Annotated in this window: 22 protein-coding genes; 5 read left to right on the top strand and 17 right to left on the bottom strand. The window is 60.6% G+C overall.

All coding sequences use genetic code 11. The annotated features are described in order from the left end of the window. The first annotated feature begins 7 nt into the window (after positions 1-7). Entirely contained in the window at positions 8-1,144 is a 1,137-nt protein-coding gene (gene mltB / locus ACNAZS_RS15585; RefSeq protein ID WP_415790867.1) for a lytic murein transglycosylase B, read from the top strand. Positions 1,145-1,244: 100 nt separating this feature from the next. Here mltB and cysM read toward each other — a convergent pair whose 3' ends face one another. The 15 genes from cysM to gyrA all read right to left on the bottom strand — a co-directional run bounded on the left by cysM (position 1,245) and on the right by gyrA (position 17,869). Continuing rightward, the gene (gene cysM, locus ACNAZS_RS15580; RefSeq protein WP_415790865.1) at positions 1,245-2,165 is read right to left on the bottom strand and encodes a cysteine synthase CysM; all 921 of its coding nucleotides are present in this window, start codon (positions 2,163-2,165) and stop codon (positions 1,245-1,247) included. 75 nt (positions 2,166-2,240) lie between these two features. Beyond that, a complete protein-coding gene (locus ACNAZS_RS15575) occupies positions 2,241-2,726 on the bottom strand; it encodes a ComEA family DNA-binding protein (protein ID WP_415790863.1) in 486 nt (161 codons plus the stop codon). Between the two features lie 175 nt (positions 2,727-2,901). Then, a complete protein-coding gene (rfaD, locus tag ACNAZS_RS15570) occupies positions 2,902-3,894 on the bottom strand; it encodes an ADP-glyceromanno-heptose 6-epimerase (RefSeq protein WP_415790861.1) in 993 nt (330 codons plus the stop codon). Further along, complete coding sequence (gene rfaE1, locus ACNAZS_RS15565; RefSeq protein ID WP_415790859.1) at positions 3,891-4,832, bottom strand: D-glycero-beta-D-manno-heptose-7-phosphate kinase; 942 nt, start codon at positions 4,830-4,832, stop codon at positions 3,891-3,893. Before rfaE1 ends, rfaD begins: the two co-directional genes overlap by 4 nt. Beyond that, on the bottom strand, positions 4,829-6,058 hold the full coding sequence (gene lapB / locus ACNAZS_RS15560) for a lipopolysaccharide assembly protein LapB (protein WP_415790857.1): 1,230 nt from the start codon (positions 6,056-6,058) through the stop codon (positions 4,829-4,831). Before lapB ends, rfaE1 begins: the two co-directional genes overlap by 4 nt. Before the next feature lie 38 nt (positions 6,059-6,096). Next, a complete protein-coding gene (locus tag ACNAZS_RS15555; protein ID WP_415790855.1) occupies positions 6,097-6,411 on the bottom strand; it encodes a LapA family protein in 315 nt (104 codons plus the stop codon). Between the two features lie 189 nt (positions 6,412-6,600). Continuing rightward, a complete protein-coding gene (locus ACNAZS_RS15550) occupies positions 6,601-6,960 on the bottom strand; it encodes an integration host factor subunit beta (RefSeq protein WP_415790853.1) in 360 nt (119 codons plus the stop codon). Between the two features lie 2 nt (positions 6,961-6,962). Continuing rightward, positions 6,963-8,675 (bottom strand): 30S ribosomal protein S1, encoded by a 1,713-nt coding sequence (gene rpsA, locus ACNAZS_RS15545; RefSeq protein WP_415790851.1) that lies wholly within the window; start codon positions 8,673-8,675, stop codon positions 6,963-6,965. Positions 8,676-8,822: 147 nt separating this feature from the next. Next, complete coding sequence (cmk, locus tag ACNAZS_RS15540; RefSeq protein ID WP_415790849.1) at positions 8,823-9,515, bottom strand: (d)CMP kinase; 693 nt, start codon at positions 9,513-9,515, stop codon at positions 8,823-8,825. Between the two features lies 1 nt (position 9,516). Beyond that, positions 9,517-10,851: a 3-phosphoshikimate 1-carboxyvinyltransferase gene (aroA, locus tag ACNAZS_RS15535; protein ID WP_415790847.1), complete on the bottom strand. Its 1,335-nt coding sequence runs from the start codon at positions 10,849-10,851 to the stop codon at positions 9,517-9,519. A gap of 5 nt (positions 10,852-10,856) precedes the next feature. Beyond that, on the bottom strand, positions 10,857-11,762 hold the full coding sequence (locus tag ACNAZS_RS15530) for a prephenate dehydrogenase (RefSeq protein ID WP_415790845.1): 906 nt from the start codon (positions 11,760-11,762) through the stop codon (positions 10,857-10,859). Then, a complete protein-coding gene (gene hisC / locus ACNAZS_RS15525; RefSeq protein WP_415790843.1) occupies positions 11,759-12,880 on the bottom strand; it encodes a histidinol-phosphate transaminase in 1,122 nt (373 codons plus the stop codon). Before hisC ends, ACNAZS_RS15530 begins: the two co-directional genes overlap by 4 nt. A gap of 126 nt (positions 12,881-13,006) precedes the next feature. Further along, on the bottom strand, positions 13,007-14,092 hold the full coding sequence (gene pheA / locus ACNAZS_RS15520; protein WP_415790841.1) for a prephenate dehydratase: 1,086 nt from the start codon (positions 14,090-14,092) through the stop codon (positions 13,007-13,009). Next, positions 14,085-15,215 (bottom strand): 3-phosphoserine/phosphohydroxythreonine transaminase, encoded by a 1,131-nt coding sequence (gene serC, locus ACNAZS_RS15515; protein ID WP_415790839.1) that lies wholly within the window; start codon positions 15,213-15,215, stop codon positions 14,085-14,087. The genes pheA and serC overlap by 8 nt, the downstream gene beginning before the upstream one ends. Continuing rightward, positions 15,215-17,869, bottom strand: a complete 2,655-nt coding sequence (gene gyrA / locus ACNAZS_RS15510) for a DNA gyrase subunit A (RefSeq protein WP_415790837.1) — start codon at positions 17,867-17,869, stop codon at positions 15,215-15,217. Before gyrA ends, serC begins: the two co-directional genes overlap by 1 nt. 383 nt (positions 17,870-18,252) lie before the next feature. Here gyrA and ompA point away from each other — a divergent pair, with 383 nt between their 5' ends. The 4 genes from ompA to ACNAZS_RS15490 all read left to right on the top strand — a co-directional run bounded on the left by ompA (position 18,253) and on the right by ACNAZS_RS15490 (position 21,837). Next, positions 18,253-18,834, top strand: a complete 582-nt coding sequence (ompA, locus tag ACNAZS_RS15505) for an outer membrane protein OmpA (RefSeq protein ID WP_415790835.1) — start codon at positions 18,253-18,255, stop codon at positions 18,832-18,834. A 122-nt stretch (positions 18,835-18,956) separates the two neighbouring features. Continuing rightward, complete coding sequence (gene ubiG / locus ACNAZS_RS15500; protein ID WP_415790833.1) at positions 18,957-19,685, top strand: bifunctional 2-polyprenyl-6-hydroxyphenol methylase/3-demethylubiquinol 3-O-methyltransferase UbiG; 729 nt, start codon at positions 18,957-18,959, stop codon at positions 19,683-19,685. Beyond that, complete coding sequence (locus ACNAZS_RS15495) at positions 19,682-20,368, top strand: HAD-IA family hydrolase (RefSeq protein ID WP_415790831.1); 687 nt, start codon at positions 19,682-19,684, stop codon at positions 20,366-20,368. The genes ubiG and ACNAZS_RS15495 overlap by 4 nt, the downstream gene beginning before the upstream one ends. Before the next feature lie 287 nt (positions 20,369-20,655). After that, positions 20,656-21,837, top strand: coding sequence for an MFS transporter (locus ACNAZS_RS15490; RefSeq protein WP_415790829.1), 1,182 nt, complete (start codon positions 20,656-20,658; stop codon positions 21,835-21,837). Between the two features lie 89 nt (positions 21,838-21,926). On the opposite strand, the gene ACNAZS_RS15485 is transcribed toward ACNAZS_RS15490, so the two are convergent. Further along, a complete protein-coding gene (locus tag ACNAZS_RS15485) occupies positions 21,927-23,426 on the bottom strand; it encodes a M81 family metallopeptidase (RefSeq protein ID WP_415790827.1) in 1,500 nt (499 codons plus the stop codon). 27 nt (positions 23,427-23,453) lie between these two features. After that, positions 23,454-25,166, bottom strand: a complete 1,713-nt coding sequence (locus ACNAZS_RS15480) for a dipeptide ABC transporter ATP-binding protein (RefSeq protein ID WP_415790825.1) — start codon at positions 25,164-25,166, stop codon at positions 23,454-23,456. Positions 25,167-25,182: the final 16 nt, after the last annotated feature.

The following is a 25,182-nucleotide window of genomic DNA, read 5'->3' as shown; positions in this document are numbered from 1 at the left end:
GAAGATTATGTTCGTGTGTAGGCGTTTCGTGCAAATCGGTACGGTTTTCCTGGTCTTGACGGGTTGTGCGAGCACCGCGCCCTCAGGCCCCTCTCAGGCCTCAGGCGCCTCTGTAGCACCCTCTGGTGCGACGTCAACACGCATCGGCCCGGCCAAGCCCGCGGGCGAGCCTCCTGCCGCCCAGACGCCCGCCGGCACGCTCCGACCCGAGGCCCAGGCCTTTGCCGCGCAATTGGCGGCCGAGCGCAACTTGCCCTTGAGCCCCATCGTTGCGGCGCTCACCAGCGCCCGCTATAACGCGACAGTCGCTCGCCTGATTGCGCCTTCGCCGCCGGGTCGCAAAATATGGCGCAGTTGGAAAACCTATCGCTCCCGATTCGTGGAACCCAAACGCATCAAATGGGGGGTTGAATTCTGGCAAGAAAACCAGTCTCTGCTGAACCAGGCCGCGCAGCGCTACGGGGTCCCTGCTTCCGTCATTGCTTCCATCATCGGCGTGGAAACGCTGTATGGCCGGAATGTGGGCAATTTCCGCGTGCTGGATGCGCTGACGACGCTGGCATTCGATTATCCCGACCCCAGCCGACCCGAACGAGCCGACATGTTTCGCGGGCAATTGGGTGATTTCATCACTCTTGCGTTGCAAAACAAGCTCGATATGGAAGCCGTCGGCTCATACGCGGGCGCCATGGGCCTTCCCCAATTCATGCCCGGCAGCATTATGCGTTACGCCGTCGATGGCGACGGCGACGGTCACATCGACCTGACCCACAGCGTCAACGATGCGGTCATGTCCGTCGGTAATTTCCTGGTCGAACATGGCTGGTTACGCGGTCTGCCCGTCTTTGCCCCGGTAATGTTGCCAGCGGATCCGTCCGCATTGGCGACAGGCGGCCTCGAACCCACGCAAACCTGGAAAACCTTGCAAGCGGCGGGCGCACGCGTCTCGGCTGGCGCCAGCATCGAAAGCTGGCAGGATCGCCCCCTGGGCGTCGTCGATCTGGTCGAAGAGGCACGTGGCACCGTACAGTACCGAACCGCCACGCCCAACTTTTTTGCCTTGACGCAGTACAACCGTAGTTATTTCTATGCGACAGCCGTCGCAGATCTGGCGGCCGAACTCGAAGCCCGCATGGGTCGTTGAACGCGCGGCTTTACCTCGGTCTCCTGCCGGCCTCGTCTCATCAAGGTCGGCAGGAGACCGTCAACACTCTTGTAGCCAATGCGTCGCGACGACTGGGAGGCTAGCGCGTTTCGTTAAACACGCCCGTGGACAGATACCGGTCGCCACGATCGCAAACGATGAACACGATGGTGGCATTTTCGACCCGCTCTGCCACACGTAGCGCACCGACCAATGCCCCCGCCGACGAGATACCCCCAAAGATCCCTTCTTCGGCCGCCAATCGACGGGCCATGACCTCGGCGTCGGACTGCTCGATGGACTCATAGGCGTCGACCAGGCTGCGATCAAAAATCGCGGGCATATAGGCCTCGGGCCATTTACGGATCCCGGGAATCTGCGAGCCCTCGGCAGGCTGCGCGCCCACCACCTGCACGTCGGGATTACGGGATTTCAGGTAAGTCGACACCCCCATGATGGTGCCCGTGGTGCCCATGGCGCTCACAAAATGCGTTACGCGTCCTTCGGTCTGGGTCCAGATTTCAGGGCCCGTGCCCTCGATATGCGCGCGCGGATTGTCGGGGTTGGCAAACTGATCCAGGACTTTTCCTTTGCCTTCGTCCTGCATGGACATGGCCAGATCACGGGCGTATTCCATGCCGCCTTTGCTCGCCGGGGTCAGGATCAATTCAGCGCCATAGGCCGCCATGGCGGCACGACGCTCGACCGACAAATTGTCGGGCATGATCAACACCATGCGATACCCGCGCATCGCGGCCGTCATGGCCAGGGCAATACCGGTATTACCGCTGGTGGCTTCGATCAGGGTGTCGCCAGGCTTGATTTCGCCGCGTGCCTCGGCACGCAAGATCATGGACAGCGCCGGACGATCCTTGACGGATCCTGCAGGATTATTGCCCTCCAGTTTGGCCAGGATGACGTTGCCCCGTGACTGCACCGCCAAGCCTGGAATGCGTTGCAGACGGACCAGCGGCGTGTTGCCGACGGTTTGTTCGATAGTGGGATAGGAAATGGTAGCCATGCCGTCGATCATACCGCCGGACGTCGCGATGCGTTGGTAAAGCCTTGCTGACGCCAGGGAAAACCGGGACGCGCGCTATGGCGCCGGCGGCATGATGCCGGGAATCGTCGGCGCAAAGTGCGGCATCGCGATGGTATTCGGACTGAGTATGGCCACGCCTGCGCCTACGGACAGACCCGCCGCCTGCAGCCGCCCCAGCCGCTTGCGGCCGATACCGCGCACGCGATCAGAAAGGTCCTCCAGCGACTCAAAGGGCCCCGCGCGCTCACGTTCCTGGATGATGATCTTCGCGGTACGCGGACCGACGCCGTTCAGTGTCTCGAGCTGCTCCACCGTGGCCGCATTGGCATCGAGTGCCTGCGCGGGCATCACAGTCATGCCCAGCCCGCAGCCAATCACCAAACGGCTGGCCACGTGCGTCAAGCGACGTCGCGTCGCCGGCCAACCCGTGTATTCAGGCCGGAAATGCCCCACCACAGGCCAACGCGGCAGGCGACGCATCCTCGCAAGGGGCCGCGACATCTCGTTGCGCATAACAGGATCAGGTAAAAAGGGATTCATGGGCAGGCTCCGTAAAAGACGGCGGATCGAGCGATCCGCCTGCCTGCCATCATGCCTATCCCCTTCTGCGGCAAACCGCCGAGTGAACGGGAAAATCAACCTCGGAAACTACGCGGGACAAATCGCTGATTCGGTACGTAAAGCGCCCTGCCCGCAAGGCCCTTGCCCCCCCCGTTCAGGCCTGACGTGCGCGCCAGTATTTCACGTACTCGGAAACACCGGTCTGGACGTCCCGCATGGGCGCCATAAAACCAGCGGCACGCAATTGCGTCGTATCAGCCTGCGTGTAGCTTTGGTAACGGCCTTTCAGGTCGTCGGGGAACGGGATATAGCGCAGCAAGCCCTGTTCGACCAATTTTTCCAGCGGCAACGCCGTTTCTCCGCGCTCTTCGCGCAGGGTATTGACCACCGCCATCGCCACGTCGTTAAACGGTTGGGCACGTCCCGTTCCGCAATTGAAGATCCCCGAGGATTCCGGGTGGTCCAGAAAATGCAGATTGACAGCCACGACGTCTTCGACCGAAATGAAATCGCGGCTTTGTCCCCCATCGGCGTAACCATCCCAGCCGGCGAACAAGCGCACATGACCCTCGGCCAGAAACTGGTTCATATTGTGAAAGGCCACCGACGCCATACGACCCTTGTGTTGCTCGTGCGGGCCATAGACGTTGAAATAGCGCAGCCCCACCACTTGAGCGGTCAATGCATCCATCCGGGTGCGCAGCACCTGATCGAACAACAGCTTGGAATAACCGTAGACGTTCAGCGGCCGCTCGTTGGCCGGATCTTCGACATAAACCGACGCCCCCCCATAGACCGCCGCCGACGAGGCATACAGAAACGGGACACGCTGCGCCTGGCAATATTCGAACAACTCCAGCGTGACCCGGTAGTTGTTGTCCAACATATAGCGGCCATTGCGCTCGGTGGTGTCCGAACACGCCCCCTGGTGCAGGACAGCACGTAGCGGCGGCAGCGAACCCGTCGATACGCGGCGACGAAATTCGTCTTTATCGAGGTAATCAGCGATCTGGCAGTCGACCAGATTGAGGAATTTGTCGCCCTCGGTCAGATCATCAACGGCGATGATGTCCCGGACACCCCGTCGATTCAGACCCCGGACCAAATTGCTGCCGATAAAACCTGCGGCACCTGTAACGACGATCATAGCGAGTCTCCTGCAAGTTCCTCGGCGGTCACGGTCGAGGTGCCCAGTTTGCCCACGACGATACCGCCCGCACGGTTGGCCCACGCCATGGCTTGCACCCAGGGCAATCCGATGGCGCGCATCGCGGCCAATGTGGCCAGCACGGTATCGCCGGCACCCGACACATCAAAAACCTCGTGCGCCTGTGCGTCCACGTGTTCGCGCCCCGCTTCGGTGAAAAGTGTCATGCCCTGCTCGGACCGCGTCACCAGCAAGGCTTCGATATCAAGATCGGCACGCAGTCGCTGAGCGCGCTCGGTCAACTCGGATTCGGAGTTCCAGCGGCCCACGGCCTGCTGCATCTCGGATCGATTGGGCGTCATCAGCGTCGCTCCCCGATAACGTGTGTAGTTGTCCCCCTTGGGATCGACCAGCACGGGCACGCCCGCCCCGCGGGCCAATGCGATCAAGGCCTCGACGCGATCCAGTGCACCCTTGGCGTAGTCAGACACCACCATCACGTCATGCTGTGCCAAATGGCGAGCCACCCGCGCGTCCAGATCGTCCAGCGCCACACTCGCAGGGGGTTGCTCGAAATCGACACGCAGCAACTGCTGCTGACGCCCCAGGACACGCATTTTGAGCGTCGTAGGGTTCTCTGCATCGATGGCCATATCGGCATGCACGCCGCCCTGCGTCGCCAGGCGCGCAATGCTTTGACCGGCCTCGTCTGCGCCCACGATCCCGATCAACGTGGACTGCCCACCCAGCGCCACCACGTTGCGCGCAACGTTCGCGGCGCCGCCCAGGCGATCCTCGCGCCGTGCGACTCGCACAACGGGAACAGGGGCCTCGGGAGAGATGCGCTCAACTTCGCCAAACCAGTAACGGTCGAGCATGATGTCGCCCACAACCAGCACACGGCTGCGCGCTATCGCCTCAGTGGGGTATGCGTTCATTCGAGTTCTTCCAGGCGCCGCGGGGCGTAGGTTTCCCAACCATTGCATCCCGGACATTGCCAATAATAACGCCGCGCCTGAAAGCCGCAACTGCGGCAGGCATAGCGATCCAGCCGCTGCGTATGCTTGTGAATCAGACTGCGCAACAAGCTCAGGTCGGCACCGCGCACGGGGCCCCGCTCTTGCTCTTGCTGTGTGCCATCGGTGCTGCTCAACTCGGCTTCGAGCAGGCGATCCAGCCCGAGCAATGAAGGATGGTGGCGCAAGGCTCCGCGCGCAAACGCCCAGGCGAGCGCCGCGCCCTGCTGGACACGTAATTCACGAAACACCACATTGAAAAGATCAAGCGATGCATAGCGGGCGTATTGCCTTTGCAGCAGATCCAGGCCCTCTGCCACCTGCCCGGCGCCGCGGTAATTCGCCAGTAATTGCTCGGCAACCTGTCCCGCGAACTCGGGCGCGTCGGCCAGGATGGACTCCAGGTACATACGCTCACGCTTGGGATCGCCTTCGAGTTGAGCCAATCGGGCACGCAGCATGGCCGTGCGAACCCTCGCCGCCTTGCCCAGGCCGTCACGCTGGCCGACTTGTTTGGCGGCGTGATCCGCGGCATCCAGCGCGGTATGGGCGGCATCCGCGTCAAAGGGCTTGGCCACCAAGGCCGTTTGCGCCTGCTCGCAGTAGTAGTGAACGATCTGTGGCACGGGCTCATCAACCAGGCCCTGCAACGTCTTGACGGCCTCGATAGCGCGCGGCCAATCGTGCTCGGACTCGTAAATGCGAATGAGCGAGCGCAACGCAGGTAGCGCATGGCGGGTGTCCTTCAGTTGCTCAAATGCCGCTTCGGCGCGATCGAGCATACCCGCCTTGAGAAAATCGTGCGCCAGTTCGTGCTGGGCGTGCTCGCGCTCTGCGTCGGGCAAATCGGAACGGTTCAGCAGGCTCTGATGTACGCGGATAGCGCGCTCCATCTCGCCACGACGGCGAAACAGGCTACCCAGCGCAAAGTGCAACTCGGTCGTTTCGGGATCGAGCTTGGCCACCTCGACGAATGCATCGATCGCACGGTCGGGCTCTTCGTTAAGCAGGAAATTCAGCCCGCGAAAATAAGAATCAGGCAAGGTTCGCGTTTCGCGCAGCATCTGCCGAAAATCGAAACGTGCCGCCAGCCAACCCAGTGCAAACAGCACGGGTACAAAAATCAACCACCAAGGTTCAAAGTCCACGCGACAGGCTCTATAGCAGTAAAGAGAAAGGACGCGGCTTAGAGCGGCGACATGGGGGCAATGGCCTCGGGCGCGATTTCAGGCGTCGTGCCATTGGCCGCCGCCTGCAAGCGATCGAGCTCGCGGCGCAGGCGCACCGCCTCGCGGCGACGACGCATGGCTGCCGGCACGGTCAACAACAAACCGAACACCGTACCCACCACAAACGTCACCAACATCACCACAATCAGCGGAACCTCTTGCACGACGTAATCGGCATAGAAATTGACCGCAACAGGGCCGGTGTTCTTGAGAGCGAACATCAACACAGCAATAAAGACGAGCAATCGCAAAGCCCAGATTAGGTAACGCATGGCGCATGCTCCAGAATATTCGAGACGTTCAATTGTAAGCGGAAGCGGGCCGAATACGTGCATCTCCCCGACGCACTTCGATGACCCCCTCATGAATGCCAAAGCCCCTTGAACATCCAGAGACATTCAAGGGGCTCGGTCTATCTATCGGGACAGCCTGGCGCCAAATGGCGACGCACCTGACAAAAACTACATGACATGCATGCCGACTACCGCCGGCATGGAGTCGTCCGACACATCATCGGACGACGGTGTGTCTGCCATATCAGCCACCAGATCAACCCGCTCGCGCAACTCCTTGCCGGCTTTGAAGTGCGGTACCTGTTTACCAGGCACCAGCACCTGCTCACCGGACTTGGGGTTGCGTCCGATGCGGGGTGAGCGCTGCGACAAGGAAAAACTGCCAAAACCCCGAATCTCGATGCGCTGGCCCGAGGCTAACGCCTGGGCCATCGCGTCAAGCATGGTCTTGACCGCGTAATCCGTGTCGCGGGCAGCCAGCTGAGGGTAGCGGGCTGCCAGAGCGGCGATCAGCTCCGACTTGGTCACTATTAGCCGTCGTTACGCTGTTGGTCCAGCTTGGCCTTGAGCAACGCGCCCAGGTTGGTCGTACCCGTAGAAGCGCTGGCCTCGGACATACGGTGCAGCGTATCTGCGGTTTCGGCGTTGTCACGGGCCTTGATCGACAGTTGAATCGAACGCGTCTTGCGGTCGACGTTGACGATCATGGCTTCGACGTTTTGGCCCTCTTTGAGCACGGTGGTCGCGTCCTCGACACGGCCAACCGAGATTTCGGAAGCACGCAGGTAGCCTTCGACGTCAACCGACAACGTCACCACGGCGCCCTTGGGCTCGACTGACTTGACCACGCCCGGCACGACTGCGCCCTTGTCGTAGGTACCAACGAAGTTGTTGAAAGGATCGCCTTCGAGCTGCTTGATACCCAGCGAGATGCGTTCCTTGTCGGTATCGATGCCCAGAACCACGGCTTCGATTTCGTCGCCCTTCTTGAAGTTGCGAACGGCGTCTTCACCGGTCTCGGCCCACGACAGGTCGGACAAATGCACCAGGCCATCGATACCGCCAGGCAGGCCAACGAACACGCCAAAGTCGGTGATCGACTTGATGGCGCCACGGACCTTGTCACCACGCTTGAAGTTGGTGGCGAACTCTTCCCAGGGGTTTTGACGGCATTGCTTCATGCCCAACGAGATACGGCGACGATCTTCGTCGATCTCGAGAACCATGACTTCGACTTCTTCGCCCAGGGTCACGACCTTGCGCGGATCGACGTTCTTGTTGGTCCAGTCCATTTCGGAGACGTGCACCAGACCTTCGATGCCGGCTTCGACTTCGACGAACGAACCGTAGTCGGTCAGGTTGGTCACCTTGCCGAACAGGCGGGTGCCTTGCGGGTAACGACGGGCCAGGCCCACCCACGGGTCTTCGCCCAATTGCTTGACGCCCAGCGAGACGCGGCTCTTTTCCTGATCGAACTTGAGGACCTTGGCTTCGACTTCCTGACCCACTTGCAGGACTTCGGAGGGGTGACGCACGCGGCGCCATGCCATATCGGTGATATGCAGCAGGCCGTCGATACCGCCCAGGTCGACGAACGCACCGTAGTCGGTGATGTTCTTGACCACGCCCTTGACCACTGCGCCTTCGTGCAGGGTTTCGAGCAGTTTTTGGCGCTCTTCGCCCATGCTGGCTTCCAGCACTTGGCGGCGCGACAACACGACGTTGTTACGCTTGCGATCGAGCTTGATGACTTTGAATTCGAGGGTCTTGCCTTCGTACGGGGTCGTGTCCTTGACGGGACGCAGGTCGACCAGCGAACCCGGCAAGAATGCACGGATGCCGTTGGTCATGACGGTCAGGCCGCCCTTGACCTTGCCGGTGATGGTGCCGGTAACCAATTCGCCGTTTTCGAGGGCTTGTTCCAGTTGCAGCCAGGCCGACAGGCGCTTGGCGCGGTCACGCGACAGGATGGTGTCGCCGTAGCCGTTTTCCAGGGAATCGATGGCCACCGAGACGAAATCGCCAGGTTGTACCTCGAGCTCACCCTGGTCGTTCAGGAATTCTTCGAGCGGGATCAGGGCTTCGGACTTCAGGCCGGCATTGACGACGACGAAGTTATGATCAACGCGAACGACTTCGGCGCTGATGACTTCGCCAGACTTCATGTCCTGGCTCTTGAGGCTTTCTGCAAAGAGGTCGGCGAAGCTTTCGCTGCCGGTGGCGGGGGTGGAAACGGAAGACATGGGGTTGAAATCCATTGGGCCAAAATGGCCATTAAAAACACACCGAAGCGGATTGCCCGCGACAGTGGAGTGAATGAACCCGGCGGGATCCGATAGCCCCGGGCACATGCCCGTAAACCACGAACCGCCACCAGGGACGGAAAACTGTCAGGTACCCTTCCAAAAATCGAGCACCGCTTGCACCGTTTGCTCGATCGTCAACGAAGACGAATCCAGCACGTGGGCATCGGTGGCCGCCACGAGAGGCGCCACGCTACGCTGCGTATCACGAGCGTCGCGTTCGCGCATATCGCGCAGAAGGTCGTCAAGATTAGCAGAAATTCCCTTTTCGATCAACTGCTTACAACGTCTTTCTGCCCGTGCCTGAACGTCGGCCACCAAAAATACCTTGAGCGCGGCGTCCGGGAACACCACCGTACCCATGTCCCGGCCATCGGCCACGAGCCCAGGCGGCACGCGAAATACCCGTTGACGCTCAAGCAGCGCTTGCCGTACCGCGGGATAGGCGGCAATGCGCGACGCAAAATTGCCGACCTGCTCCTGGCGAATCGCGTCGCTGACCTCGTTGTTCTCGAGGAAAATCCGGCCGCCGTAAAAACGAACGTCCAACGCGCGCGCCACCTCCGCGACACCGGCTTCGTCGTCGGCGGACAAACTGCGATCCAGCGCCGCCAAAGCGGTCAGGCGATACAACGCGCCACTATCCAGTGTGGCCCAACCCAGCGCGGCGGCAACACGATGCGCGATCGTTCCCTTGCCGGAGGCAGTGGGGCCGTCAATCGCAATCACAGGCACTGGCGTCTTAGTGCTTTCAGGGGGCATGACAGCATGGGTCGTCATATCAATCCGTATCCGTACCGGACACCAGCCCGGCATAGACGTCAAAATAGTCCGGAAAGGTCTTGCTCACGCAATCCGGGTCCAGGATGCGCACCGCGGCCGGCCCAAAGGCCGCCAGCGAAAAGCACATCGCCATCCGGTGATCGTCCCATGTGCCGATGTGGGCATCACGCCACCCGTCCTGGGTCGGCGGCGTGATCTGCAACCAGTCTGGGCCCGACTCTACCGTCGCGCCCAATTTGGTTAATTCGGTATGCATGGCATGAATACGATCAGTTTCCTTGACACGCCAACTGCCGATGTTACGCAGCCGACAAGGGCCATCCGCAAACAGCGCCAGCGCGGCGGCCGTCATTGCCGCGTCGGGAATTAAATTGAAATCCGTATCAAAAGCCTTTAGCCGCTGGCCCTGCGCCACGCGGACCCCGCGTGCCTCGATCCAGTCAGGGCCGTATTCGATCCGGGCCCCCATCTCGACCAAGGTTTGCGCAAAGGCCACGTCGCCCTGGATACTATCGGCGCTCACACCGGTCACTCGTAGCGGGCCGCCCCCAATAGCGCCCAAGGCCAGAAAATACGAAGCGGACGAAGCGTCCCCTTCGACCGCCATCGCGCCCGGACTGCGATACGCCGAGCCCGCCTCAATCGTGAATCGCCGCCATCCGTCGCGACGCACCGGTACACCATAGCGCGCCATCAAGTTCAGGGTGATCTCGATATAGGGCTTGGAGATCAACTCGCCCGTCACCTCAATGACGACCGGGTGATCGCTTTCTTGTGCCAACACCGGCGCTGCCATCAGCAAGGCGGTCAAAAACTGGCTGGACACCGACCCTTGCACACTAATGGCCGCATCAGACCGGATCTCGCCAGCACCGATTTCCAGAGGGGGATACCCTTGCTGCCCGGCGTAGCGGACTTCCGCCCCCCATTGGCGCAGCGCATCAATCAGGTCACCGATAGGCCGCTCGTGCATGCGCGGCACACCCGACAAGCGATATTGACCGCCCATCAGGGCCAGCGCCGCCGTCAACGGTCGAAACGCCGTCCCCGCATTCCCCAAAAACAAATCGGCCTGCTTCACCGGAAACCGCCCCGCGCCTGTCACAGTCACGCAACCCGGGCCGGTGTCGGTCACCACGACACCCAACTGCCGCAGAGCGGCCAACATCACCCGCGTATCGTCCGAGTCCAGCAGACCCGAGATATCGGTACGTCCGGCCGCCAGCGCAGCCAGCAGCAGTACGCGGTTGGAAATGCTTTTCGAGCCCGGCAAAGCGAGCTGACCACGCGCGCGCCGGGCACGGGGCAAATCAAGAAATGGCTGTCCGGCCATGAAAACTACTCCTTACGCCAATTGCGGCGCGCCTGCGCGGCCCGCAACAGCAACGCTTCGAGCGCCTCACCGTCGCCCTGAACCATCGCGCGTTCCATCTCGTCCAACACCGCGCGCACTGAGCCCAGCTCGACGCGCAGCGCATCGCGATTAGACAGAAAAATATCACGCCACATCTCGGGCGAACCCGCCGCAATGCGGGTGAAATCCCGGAATCCCGTCCCCGCCAGCGTCAGTCGCAGCGCCGCATCGTCAGCGCCTGCCACCTGGGCCATATAAGCGGCCGCCAGCAAATGGGGCATGTGGCTGATAGACCCCAGCACGCGATCATGCGCCTGGGCCTCCATCTCGAACACACGGGCGCCACAAGCCTGCCATAGCTCGCGCACGCGCGCGACGCCACCTGAGGTATTTTCGGGCAACGGCGTCAATATGACCGTACGGTGACGATACAAGGTGGCGCTGGCTGCTTCGGGACCGCTGCGCTCCGCGCCTGCGATGGGGTGGCCCGGAACAAACTGTCCGATACGATCGCCCAGCACCGCTCGTGCGGCCTCGACGATCTCAAGTTTGGTACTGCCCGCGTCCGTCAGCAACGTCTCGGGGCGCAGGTGCGGACGCATCTGCGTCAACGCGGCCCGCACGCCCCCCACAGGCATTGCAAGCAACACGACATCCGCCTCGGCGGCCGCCTGCTCAGGCGTGGCCACCTCATCGATCAAGCCCAGGGCCTGAGCCCGGGTCAATGATTGTGCGTTGCGGCCTACGCCGAGCACCCGCCCGACCTGCCCCGCTTCGCGCAATGCCAAGGCCACCGAGCCGCCAATCAGGCCAACGCCGACCACCGCCAGGACAGGAATCAGGGGGCCATCGGCCCCCTGCGCAACACCACTTGCCGCGGTCAGCGTCATATCGCCAAGACTTCCGTCAACGCGGCGATGAACCGCTGGTTTTCCTCGGGCAACCCGATAGAAACACGCAGCCACTCGGGCAAACCATCGCCCCCGACCGGACGCACGATGACGCCACGCTTGAGCAACTCGACATTAATACGTGCCGCGTCTCCCACGTGCACCAACACAAAGTTGCCATAGCTGGGCACATAGCGCAGCGACAGGCGATCGAATGCCTCGCACAACTGTTGCTTGCCCGCCTTGTTCAAGGCGTAGGAACGCGCCAGAAAATCCGCATCTGCCAACGCCGCGATCGCGGCCGTCTGGGCCAGCGTATTCACGTTGAACGGCTGACGCACCCGATTCAGCAAATCGGTCAATGTCGGCTGAGCCACGGCAAACCCCACGCGCAACCCCGCCAGACCATAGGCTTTAGAGAACGTGCGCGACACGATCAGGTTGGGATACTGCCGCACCAACGCCACACTATCAAAACGCAACTCGGGTTCCAGATACTCGTTATAAGCCTCGTCCAGCACGACCGTGACACGGTCGCCGTGCGCTTGGTGCACACGCTCGAGAAACTCGGCGATTTCCGCCCCAGGTACGAACGTACCGGTGGGATTATTGGGATTGGCGATAAATACCAGACGGGTGTCGTCTTCGATCGCCGCAAACATGGCATCCAGATCGTGGCCATAGTCACGTGCAGGCACCTGGATATGACGTGCGCCTCGCGCCTGCGTCGCCAACCGGTAAACCGCAAAGGAATGCTGCGCATATACGGCTGAGGCGCCGGGCTCCAGCAAGGCCAACGCCGCAATTTCCAGGATATCGTTCGACCCGTTGCCGAGCGTGATCCAGTTCATCGGCACGCCATAACGATCAGCCAGCGCCGCCTTGAGATCAAAGCCGTTGGGATCGGGGTAGCGCCCCAGCGAATCGGCCGCCACGACCAGCGCCTCGCGCGCTGACGCCGGCATGCCCAACGGATTTTCGTTAGAGGCCAGCTTGATGATGTCGGCCGGATTCAGTCCGAATTCGCGAGCCAGTTCATCAATGGGTTTACCTGCTTGATAAGGCGCAATGGCGCTAACGTGGGCAGGGGCAGTTAACGGCTTGATAGCGGTAGTCATGAGGGCGTACGCGTGCGCAAAAAAGTGACTGCAAAATGACTGCAGCAAATTGCTGCAAAATCGATGATTAATACCTGAAAAACCAACACAGCAGGACGGCGGGCTCACCACGAACCCACCGCGACATCACTGCGCCGGATACGAGCCCAATACCTTGAGGAACGCCACCTGGGATTGCAAGTCGGCCAACGCGCGCGCCAATTGCGGATCATCGCGATGGCCCAGCATATCCACGTAGAAATAGTATTCCCACTGACCGGTACGCGCAGGACGCGACTCGAAACGGCTCATGGACACGCCATTGGCTGCCATCGGCGCCAACATGTCATAGACCGCGCCCGCCCGATTGGGCACGGCCAAAATCACGCTGGTCTTGTCCTTGCCACTGGCCAGTGGCTGGAAATCGCCGACCGCCAAAAAACGGGTGCGGTTGTTCGGGTCATCTTGAATACCCGCCTCGACAATCTGCAGCTTCCAGGCAGGCGCGGCCGTTTCGCCCGCGATCGCCGCGATCGCGGGATTCTCGGCGGCCACGCGCGCTGCCTCGGAATTGCTGGACTCCGCGACGCGCTCCAGCCCCGGATAATTGCGGCTCAACCAACCTTGGCACTGCGCCAGGGCTTGCGGGTGCGCGGCGACCGCCGTCACCCCTTCCATCGTGCCTGACTGTGTCATCAGACAGTGGCGGATGTCCAACGAGTGCTCACCCAGGATTTTCAACGGCGTGCTCAAAAGCAGATCCAGATTGCGGTTGACGGCGCCTTCGGTAGAGTTTTCCACCGGCACCATCCCCACGTCTGCCTGACCGGCCTCTACCGCGCGAAACACCTCGTCGAACGACGGGCACGGCAGCGGTTGCACCGAATGGCCAAAATGCTCAAACGCCGCCTGTTCTGAAAACGACCCCCGTGGCCCTAAATAAGCCACGGTCATGCCCCGTTCCAGTCCACGGCAGGCAGAAATCACTTCGGTCCAGACCGACGCGATCGCGTCACGGGGAAACGGCCCGCGATTGAGCTGTTGCAAACGTCGAATGACCTGGGCTTCGCGCTCCGGGCGCAGGACCGGGCCATCCACCGCCGCGGCGTGTTTGACCTCGCCGACGTCTTGCGCGGCACGGGCGCGCTGCGACAACAGCTCCAGAATCTGCTCGTCGATTGCATCAATACGCTCACGCAACGGCTTGAGCTTGGCCTGCAGGGAATCATCCATAACGGCGCTCGAATTCTTTCAAGTAATCAACCAACGCCTGCACGCCCTCAAGAGGCATTGCGTTGTAAATAGAGGCACGCATGCCCCCCACGCTCTTGTGCCCCTTGAGCTGCGTCAGCCCTGCAGCCTCTGCACCTTGCAAGAAGGCATCGTTGCGCGACTCGTCGCGCAAGACGAACGGCACGTTCATACGCGAACGCGCCGAAACGTGAACGGGGTTGCGATAAAAAGACGTGCTATCCAGATAGCCGTACAACAGGTCCGCCTTGGCGCGATTGGCGGCTTCGATGCCGACCACCCCACCCTGCGCCTTGACCCACTTGAACACCAGGCCCGCCACATAAATCGCAAATGCCGGCGGGGTGTTATAGCGAGAGTGCTCGGCCGCCACATTGGCGTAATCAAACGCCGAGGGGCAAATCGGCAGGGCTTTCCCGATCAGATCACGGCGAGCCACCACCATCGTGACGCCTGCGGGGCCCGCATTTTTCTGTGCCCCGGCAAACATCAGGCCGGTACGACCGACATCCATCGGGCGCGACAGGAAATGCGACGAAGCATCGACCACCAACGGAACATCCGGCGCACCCAATGCACCCAAATCCGGCCAGTCCGTGAACTCGACACCATGAATGGTTTCGTTGCTGCACAGATGAAGATAGGCCGCCTCGGAACGGACATTCCAGGTATCGACTGGCGGCACCCAGGTCCAGGGCGCGTGCTCTGCCCCATCGAGCTCGGCGGCCACGCCACTGCTGGCGGCAATATGCGTATCGCCGTAACGGCCGGCTTCTTTATGGGAGCGCGTCGACCAATGCCCCGTCAACACAAAATCCGCCGCCGCGTTACCACGTCGGCCGATCAGGTTCATCGGCACAATCGCGTTCTCGCCCAATCCGCCGCCCTGCATGAACATCACCGCGTAATCCGTCGGCACGCCCAGCAGCTCGCGAAGATCGGCTTCGGCGGTATCGCAAATTTGCACAAAGTGCTTGCCGCGATGGCTCATTTCCATCACGGACATCCCGCTGCCGTTCCAATCCAGCATCTCGGCAGCGGCCTGCTGCAACACCACTTCAGGCAGGGCCGACGGCCCCGCCGAAAAGTTCCAGGGACGAGCCATTATTGCTCCGTAGGTTCAGTCGGTTCGGACACGTCGGCATCGCCACTGGCGGCGTCGGCGTCCTCTTGCTCATCGCCGTCGGCATCGGCGTCGCTTTCTACCACGCGCCGCACACCCGACAAGGTGCTGCCGTCATCAACGCTGATCAACGTCACGCCCTGCGTCGCACGCCCCATCTCGCGGATCTCGCTCACGCGGGTACGCACCAGCACGCCACCCGTCGTGATCAGCATGATCTCGTCGGACGGCATCACCAGCACCGCCCCCACGACCTTGCCATTGCGCGACGAGGTCTGGATCGCGATCATGCCCTTGGTACCGCGACCATGGCGGGTGTACTCGACGATAGAGGTACGTTTACCGTAGCCGTTTTCGGTGGCGGTCAGCACGCTTTGCGACTCGTCGCCAGCGACCAACAGCGAAATCACGGTCTGGCCTTCCTCGAGCGTCATGCCGCGCACACCACGCGCATTACGGCCCATCGGGCGTACGTCGTTTTCGTCAAAACGCACGGCCTTGCCGGCATCAGAGAACAACATAATGTCATGCTTGCCGTCGGTCAGGTCGGCGCCGATCAGGTAATCCCCCTCGTCCAGGCCCACGGCGATAATGCCGGCCTTGCGCGGATTGGAGAAATCCGACAACGGCGTCTTCTTGACCGTGCCGCGCAACGTCGCCATAAAGACGTAAGTGTCCTCGCTGAATTCCTTCACGGGCAACACGACGGTGATCTTTTCGCCGTCGAGCAGCGGGAACATATTGACGATGGGCTTGCCACGCGAGTTGCGGGTCCCCTGGGGAACCTCCCAGACCTTGAGCCAATACACACGGCCACGATCGGAGAAGCACAACAGGTAATCGTGCGTGTTGGCAATGAAGAGTTGGTCGATCCAGTCGTTTTCCTTCATCGCTGTCGCCTGCTTGCCGCGGCCACCGCGTTTTTGCGAGCGGTACTCGGACAAAGGCTGGCTCTTGATATAGCCCGTGTGCGACAGCGTCACCACCATATCGGTGGGGGTGATCAGGTCTTCGGTATCGAGCTCGGTGGCATTGAGCTCGATCTCCGAACGGCGCGAGTCTTTGGCGCCAGTCGAAAACTCGGCTTTGATCGCCTGAAGTTCATCGCTGATGATGGTGGTAATACGCTCGGGCTTGGCCAGGATGTCGAGCAAATCGGCAATGGTGGCCATGATGTCTTTGTACTCGCCAACGATCTTGTCCTGCTCGAGGCCGGTCAAGCGTTGCAGGCGCATATTCAGGATTTCCTGCGCCTGCGTATCGCTGAGACGATACAGGCCGTCGCCCTGCAAACCGAAACTCTCGTGCAAGTCTTCGGGACGGAACGCGGCACTTCCGCCGATCTCATCGCTGTCCACACGCGACAACATTTCGCGCACCAGAGACGAATCCCAAGTACGCGCCATCAATTCCTGGCGCGCGACCGGCGGGGTCGGCGCAGCCTTGATGATGGCAATGAAATCGTCGATATTGGCGAGCGCGACGGCCAGGCCTTCGAGCACGTGCCCGCGTTCGCGCGCCTTGCGCAATTGAAAAACCGTGCGGCGCGTGACGACTTCGCGACGATGCTGCAGGAAATAGCTGATCAGCTGTTTCAGGTTCAGCAAGCGCGGCTGACCATCGACCAGCGCCACCAGGTTCATCCCGAAGGTGTCTTGCAGCTGGGTGTTCTTATACAGATTATTAAGAATGACCTCGGGCACCTCGCCACGCTTGAGCTCAATGACCAGACGCATGCCGTCTTTGTCGGACTCATCGCGAATATCGGAAATGCCTTCGATTTTCTTTTCGTTGACCAGCTCGGCGATGCGCTCTTGCAACGTCTTTTTGTTGACCTGATAGGGGATGGCATCGACCACGATGGCCTGCCGGTTGCCCTTTTCCATGTCTTCGAAGTGCGTCTTGGCACGCATGATCAAGCGCCCACGGCCCGTGCGGTAACCGTCGCGCACCCCGACCATGCCGTAAATAATGCCGCCGGTAGGGAAATCAGGCGCAGGAATAAGCTCGATCAGCTCGTCGATCGTGCATTCCGGATTACGCAGGCAATAGAGACAGCCGTCGACCACCTCCTGGAGGTTATGCGGCGGAATATTGGTCGCCATCCCCACGGCGATGCCCGAGCTGCCGTTGACCAGCAGGTTGGGCAGGCGCGAGGGCAACAGCAGCGGCTCTTGCTCGCTGCCGTCGTAGTTAGGGCCAAAATCGACCGTTTCCTGGTCGATATCGGCAAGCAACTCGTGGGCGATCTTGGCCAGACGGATTTCGGTGTAACGCATGGCCGCGGCGCTGTCGCCGTCGACCGAGCCAAAGTTACCCTGGCCGTCGACCAACATATAGCGCATGGAAAAATCCTGCGCCATACGCACAATCGTGTCGTATACCGACTGGTCACCGTGCGGGTGGTATTTACCGATTACGTCACCAACGATACGAGCCGACTTCTTATAAGCGCGGTTCCAATCATTGTTGAGTTCATGCATCGCGTAGAGCACGCGTCGGTGCACGGGCTTTAACCCGTCGCGCACATCTGGCAGCGCACGCCCCACGATCACGCTCATGGCGTAATCAAGGTAACTGCGGCGCATCTCTTCTTCCAGCGAAACCGGAAGCGTCTCCTTGGCAAAGGAATCCATATATATAGCGACTGAATCGTGTAAAGAGAGAAACCCGGGCTGGGTAAACAGGAAATTCTATCATCTGAATCCCAAGGACCCTTTACCTCGCTAACCCGCGCCCGCAGTCTGCCGTCTTGCACTGCCCTCCCTGCCTCTCTGTTGCCAAAAACCAACATCCCTGCCACCCCACAGAGAATAAAAGCTCATATCCAGCATTAATGCGCCCTTTCAGGGGAGCCAAAGCCCACCAAATCGCTTAACATTGCTTCCAGCACGCAGGAGACTCAGTAGCGATTCTTTGAACCTTTTCTGAGCGTTGCTATACTGACCCCGTTTCCTGATATGCGGCGGGGATTCGCTGCGAGTCTACTTATCCAGCTTCAAGCTCAACGAGGAGAAACATGAACAAACCCTCCAAATTCGCTCTGGCGCTCGCCTTCGCTGCCGTTACGGCTGCCGGTGCTGCTTCCGCGCAAACGGTGGACAACTGGCGCAATCCGTTTGGCGACGTGTGGATGAACGGCACGAATGAACTGTGCTGGCGCGATGCGTTCTGGACGCCGGCTACCGGCATCCCGGGCTGCGATGGCGTACCGGTCGCTCAGGCTCCCAAGCCCGCGCCCATGGCCACCAAGGTCGTATTCAACGCTGATACGTTCTTTGATTTCGACAAGTCCACCCTGAAGCCGGAAGGCCGTCAGTTGTTGGATCAAGTTGCCCAGCAAGCTCAGGGCATCAACCTCGAAACGATCATTGCCGTTGGCCACACCGACTCGATCGGCACCGAAGCCTACAACCAAGGTCTGTCCGAGCGCCGTGCTGCTTCGGTCAAGTCCTACTTGGTCGGCAAGGGTATCGACCCCAACCGCATCTACACCGAAGGCAAGGGCGAATTGCAGCCCGTGGCTTCGAACAAGACGCGTGAAGGCCGTGCCCAAAACCGTCGCGTAGAAGTTGAAATCGTGGGCAGCCGCAGCAACTAATTGCTGAGCTAACCGCTACAATGAAGGGCCTCGCTTGCGAGGCCCTTTGTTATTGTCGCGGGGGTTCGCTGCCTGGCCCCTTTTCATTTCGGCGTCATCGCGCGCCGCTACGCTTGTTGCCCATGACCCAATCCGCTGCCACTTCGACCCGCCCCGGCGTCAACGCCGACCAAGCCGAATTAGATAAATTCGCTGCTTTGGCCGCTCGCTGGTGGGATCCCGAAAGCGAATTCAAGCCACTGCATGCCATCAATCCCCTGCGTCTGAACTGGATTCAAGAATGCGCGGGCAGCCTGGCCGGCAAAAACGTGCTGGACGTCGGCTGCGGTGGCGGCATCTTGTCCGAAAGCATGGCCGCCGCGGGCGCCACCGTCACCGGCATCGACCTGGCCGAGCGTTCGCTCAAAATTGCCCGGCTCCATGGCCTGGAATCCGGCGTCAAGGTCGACTACCGCGCCGTTCCGGTCGAAGATCTCGCCGACGAGCAGCCCGGGCAGTATGACGTGGTCACCTGCATGGAAATGCTTGAGCATGTCCCCGACCCCGGCTCGGTAGTCCGCGCCTGCGCCGCCCTGGTCAAACCCGGTGGCTGGGTGTTCTTTTCCACGCTAAACCGCAACCCCAAATCTTTTTTGTTCGCCATTCTGGGCGCGGAATACATCCTGGGCCTGCTGCCGCGCGGCACCCATAGTCACAATCAGTTCATCAAGCCCAGCGAGCTGGCGGCATCCGCCCGCCAGGCCGACCTGCAACCGACCAGCATGCGAGGCATGGAATACAACCCGATTACCAAGGTGTACAGCTTGTCCAACGACACCTCGGTCAACTATCTAATGGCCACCCGCAAATGAGCGCCCTGATTCTGTTCGACTTCGACGGCACCCTGGCCGATACCGCCCCCGACCTCGCCGCAGCCGCCAATCGACAACGCACGCGTCGCGGCATGGAGCCTCTGCCCTACGAAGACCTGCGGCCCGTCGCGTCGCAAGGCGCCCGTGGCCTGATACGTGTTGCACTTGGCCTGTTGCCCGATCACCCCGACTACGAACCTGCCCGCCTGCAGTTTCTCGAAGACTATGCCGCCGAATCGACCGTCCATAGCCGGCTCTTTCCTGGTGTCGATGCCCTGCTCGACAATATCCGAGCGCGCGGCCTGGCCTGGGGAATCGTCACCAACAAAGTCACCCATCTGACGCTACCTATCGTCGAATTTCTGGGCCTGACTCGCCACAGTGCGGTGCTGGTCTGCGGCGACACCACCGAACACGCCAAACCGCATCCCTTGCCGCTACAGCATGCCGCCCAAGAAGCAGGTTACGCCACGGACCGTTGCGTCTATGTCGGCGACGACCTGCGTGATATCCAGGCCGCACACGCCGCCGGCATGCCCGCCGTGGCTGCCGCCTATGGCTACCTGGGACAAGACGAAGACGTCATCTCCTGGTCCGCCGACGCCTGCGCCACCACGCCCGGCGAACTTTGGGGCGCAATCGAGCCGTTATTACCCAAAGATCTATCCAGAGACGCGCGCTAAACCCGTCCCCCCATCCGATCTGATCCAGCCGCTTTTCACGATCAGTATTCGCTGGAGCATGACTGTTCGTTTCATTCGAATAGTCATGCCGAAAAAACCCTCTTTATTCGCTCGTCAGGCCAATATACGCTAGCGCCTGAATCTCCCCAACGTGCCGTTCGTGCGTTGTGCACGCCTGCCGTGTGCAACGCCGCGCCGTTACTTGCGTACCCCTGATATCCGGATCGACGCGACATCTGCCGTCGCCCGCCATTTCCGCCCTCATCGGCACAGCACACCGTATACCCATGCTCTTACCTATTCTGCTGCTTTCGACTGCAGGGTTCACTATCTTGACGACAGAATTTCTCATCGTCGGGATACTACCCCCGCTGGCACGTGACCTGCATATCACCGTCTCCCAGGCAGGCCTGCTCGTCACGCTGTTCGCCTTTACGATCGCCACCGCGGGGCCGTTTCTCACGGCGCTGGCCAGCAATGTCGACCGCAAACGGCTATTCGTCGGCACATTAGTGCTATTTGGCCTTTCCAATACCGTCGCGGCATTGGCACCCAACATCTGGGTCATGGCGCTGGCGCGTTTCGTCCCTGCCCTGGCGTTACCCGTGTTTTGGTCACTGGCCAGCGCTACCGCGATTGAACTCGCGGGTCCCGCGCGCGCCGGCCGCGCCATTTCAATGGTGGGATTCGGCATCGTCGCCGCAACGGTCTTTGGCATCCCGATTGGCGTCCTGATCTCCGATGCCTTTGGATGGCGCACCGCCTTTGGCGTGCTGGCTATCGTTGCCTTCGCCAAGGCATTGATGTTGTGGGCGCTTTTCCCTCGCCCACCGCAGCAAGCCCAACCCGTCAAACTACGTACGCAACTGCGCATCCTGCGCGATCCCGTTGTCGTGGGTCACGTCTTATTGTCGCTGCTGATCTTTACCGGCATGTTCACCGCCTACACCTATCTGGCCGATATGCTGGAACGTCTAGCGGGTTTCAACGGTCAATGGGTGGGTTGGAGCCTGATGGCATTCGGCGCGATCGGACTGATCGGCAATTTGGCCGCCGGCCGGCTCGCCGATCGCAGCGCATTGGGCGCCACCTTGTTGTTCTCCGGATTGATGACGATCGGTTTGATCGCATTGGGACCCAGCATTCACTCGCCGGGCCTACTGACACTGGCGCTAGGTGTCTGGGGGATCGCGCAAGCAGCGTTATTTACGGCATGCCACGTCCGCGTGATGAAATCCGCGCCCAATGCCCCGGCATTCGCCGCCGCACTCAATATTTCGGGCGCCAACATCGGTATCGGTCTGGGCGCCGTGGTCGGTGGCGCCATCATTGATCACTATGGATTGGCATGGCTGGGCTTCACCGCGGCTGGCATTGTGCTTGTCGCCATCGGCCTGGGTGCCATTCTGGCTATGTTCAGCCGACGACGCACACGGCATGCGCCGCAAACGTCCCGCGTCAGTGCCTGAATGTGAAACGGGGTGCGGCCGGCCAGCATACCGGTAGCCCCCCTTGTGTGGCGACAGGATACTTGTCGTCAACGCTTCAAAGACACGTTCTACTTCTCGCCAAACGGCCGTCCGCAGGGTCCCAAACGCATATCGGGCGCCAAATGCTTCCACGGCAATTGCTCAATAATCATCGGCATGGACCCTGGGGCCGCCGCCACAATGATTTCTTCGGCAATCGGCGTGAAATCCGCCCGGAAATGCACCGCGCTCTTCACGACCAAGATATTCTGTTCGGTCGGTTCGATACCCGCAAAGCGGAACATCGCCTGATCAGCCATTTGCACCTTGTAAGAAGACACCACCACACGCACGCCATCCAGACGCAGACACGCTGCCGGCCCGACATCCAGACGAAAGCCGCGATAGAAAGGACCGGTCGCATCGAATTTTCCGTCAGAAACATGCTCGATGAAAAAATCGCCCTCAAAAGGCTGGTCGTCAGGCAAGCCCGCATTACCACCGATGGCAACACGCATCGTCTTTCCTTGGCCGACCGCGTGTATTTTCTCAATCGCGGCAGGATCCACGATCAGACCGATGGCGGCGCGTTCCGCCCCATTGCGTAATAAGGCACGCAACATACCCGTCGTATCCGAGTTACTACCTGCCCCAGGATTGTCTTGGCCATCTGCGATAACGATCGGGCGTGAGGCCGACTTGGCAGCCTGCATCGCATACTGCACGGCCTCGTCCGGCGTGTAGAGTTTTCCGGCAAAAGTGGCCTCGGCCGCATTAACGGCGTCGGCCAGTTTGTCTGCCGCGGCGTCCGCACTAGCTTGATCGCTGCCATACGCCCACACCACCGGTGCGCATTCATCAAAATCCGCCGCCGGAAATCCCGTCGCGAACGACACATGCAACGCGTCTTTCTCGATGACCTCCAGCAAGTCATACAGCCCTCGCGCCGGCTCAATATCTGTGCACTGCCAACAGATCGGGATCAAAAACTTCAGCGGACGCATCGCCAGCACCGGTCGCTTGCCCGACGCCAGACGCACACCCAATAATGCATGAGCACGGCGCCCTGTCTCGGCCATGTCGACGTGCGGGTACGTACGATAAGCCACCAGTGCATCCACCTGGGCCAGCATTTGACGCGTCACATTGGCGTGCAAATCCAGCGTGGCAAACAAGGGCACATCCGGGCCGATCAACGCACGCGCCCGGCGCAAGAGCTCACCTTCGCCATCATCAAAATGCTCGGCCACCATCGCGCCGTGCAGATCCAGATACACCGCATCAACAGGCATGGCCGCTTTGATGCCATCCAGAATCATGCCGGCGATTTTTTCGTAAGCCGCTTTGGTCACATGAGCCGATGGGCTCGCCGCACACCACGTGGTGGGAATCACCGTATCGCCCGCATCCAACGCAGCCTGCACAAAACCTGCCGCGGGGATATTGGCGCCGCCAACGGCGGGCCATACGGCCTCTCCCGACACAATGCCCGGCCAACCACCGCCCAGCTCAAACGCGCGCCAGTCCGCCTTGTCCGGGGCAAATGTGTTCGTTTCGTGCTGAAAACCACCATACACAATGCGTGCCATGACGCTATTCTCCGATTTCTCTGAAATTCAATGTGAGGATGTCGCTGCTGCCGCGATGGATTGCGCGCAGAAGTTCTTAAAATCCCAGCCTCGACCGGGTGCCGCGTCAATCAAGGCGCGGGTATAGGCCTGCTGCGGTTGAGTCAATACCTTCTCTGCCGTGCCCGCCTCGACAATGCGGCCGTGCTGCATCACGACGATGGTGTCGCAAATTTGCGAGGCCACACGTAGATCATGCGTGATGAACAAGACGCCGATACCCACCCGCTGGCGCACCTCTTCCAGTAAGTCGAGCACCTGCGCCTGTACCGAGACGTCCAATGCGGAAACGGCTTCGTCGGCCACCAGGATATCGGGTTCCATCACGAGCGCGCGCGCGATGCAGATCCGCTGGCGTTGGCCGCCCGAAAATTGATGTGGATAGCGCTCGACTGAATCGGCAGGCAAGCCCACGAGTGCTAACGCGTTGGCGGCCTTTTCTACCGCGGCTGCACGGGTTGTGCCGTAGTTCAACAGCCCTTCGATAATGGACTCGCCCACTTTGCGCCGGGGGTTCAAGCTGCGATACGGATCTTGGAAAACAATCTGGATGCGCTTGCGCATGGGTGCCAACGCACTGCGCCCCAAAGTAGCAATATTCTCGTTGGCAAGCGTGACCGTGCCCGACGTCGGATCAATGAGACGCACAACGCAACGGGCAACCGTCGACTTGCCGGATCCCGATTCCCCCACAATGCCCACGATCTCGCCACGCTTGATATCAAACGCAATATCACTCGCCGCAGCGACGGGCTTTCCCTTCTTGAAGAAGCCACTTTTGCCGTAAATTTTATTCAGAGCTTCGACCTTTAATACTATCTCTCCGGTCGGCGCACTACGTGTCACGGGAATCAAACTAGGCACCGACGATACCAAGGTCCGCGTGTAGTCTTTCGTCGGCCGTGCCAAGATGTCATCACGCAGCCCCGTCTCGACGACGCGGCCCTGATTCATCACAACGATGCGATCCGCAATCTCCGCCACTACCCCAAAATCGTGGGTAATGAATACGACGGCCGTGCCGTTTTCCGACTGCAATTCGCGGATCAACGCAAGGATCTGCTTTTGCGTCGTCACATCCAGCGCTGTCGTCGGCTCGTCGGCAATCAATAGTTTAGGCTTCAGGATCAACGCCATCGCAATCACAATGCGCTGGCGCTGACCACCGGACAACTCATGCGGATAAGAGTCATAGATACGCTCGATATCGGGCAAATGCACCGACTCCAGCATGGCCATCACTTGCCGCCGCCGCTGCGCACGGCCGATCCTGGTATGCAAGCGCAGGACTTCGTCGACCTGCTCGCCCACCCGCTGTACGGGGTTCAAGGCAGTCATCGGTTCTTGGAACACCATCGCCATTTTCGACGCACGCAATTCGCGCAGGCGTTTGGGCGAGACCTTCAAAACGTCCTCGCCATCGATTTCGATCTTGCCGGCCGACGCGACGAGTGCCCCTTTGGGCAGCAAGCCCATCGTCGCCATGGACGTCACCGACTTGCCCGATCCCGATTCCCCCACAATACAAACGGTTTCGCCAGCATGAACATCAAAATCCAGGCGCTGCACCACGGCCCGGCCCGCTCGCTTGGCATCCTCAACGCCCTCGTCATTGTCATGACAGACGCGTACGGTCAGCCCGCTGATTTTCAGTACGGGGCTGCGCGACTGGGCGGCGCTCAATTCGCTTCGAGGGTTCATTACAGTATCCATCTCT

It is taken from the genome of Bordetella tumulicola (genome assembly GCF_965138755.1).
In the GTDB taxonomy this organism is placed as follows: domain Bacteria; phylum Pseudomonadota; class Gammaproteobacteria; order Burkholderiales; family Burkholderiaceae_B; genus Bordetella_A; species Bordetella_A tumulicola.
The sequence above is the reverse complement of the archived record's forward strand: the minus strand, read 5'-3'. Positions and strand labels throughout refer to the sequence as shown.